Annotated in this window: 1 rRNA gene (only partly in view); it reads left to right on the forward strand. The window is 45.8% G+C overall.

From position 1 onward, the window contains the following. Nucleotides 1–236: ribosomal RNA gene (locus tag L0U77_RS11505) — 16S ribosomal RNA — on the forward strand; its annotated part reaches 657 nt to the left of the window's first position; the annotation flags it as partial.

Here is a 236-nt window from a genome sequence, read left to right on the forward strand (position 1 = left end):
GACGGTACTGTAAGAATAAGGACCGGCTAACTCCGTGCCAGCAGCCGCGGTAATACGGAGGGTCCAAGCGTTATCCGGAATCATTGGGTTTAAAGGGTCCGCAGGCGGTCAATTAAGTCAGAGGTGAAAGCCCATCGCTCAACGATGGAACTGCCTTTGATACTGGTTGACTTGAGTTATACGGAAGTAGATAGAATAAGTAGTGTAGCGGTGAAATGAGTTTTTTTATTATTTAA

The organism is Tenacibaculum piscium, from assembly GCF_021390715.1.
GTDB lineage: Bacteria > Bacteroidota > Bacteroidia > Flavobacteriales > Flavobacteriaceae > Polaribacter > Polaribacter piscius.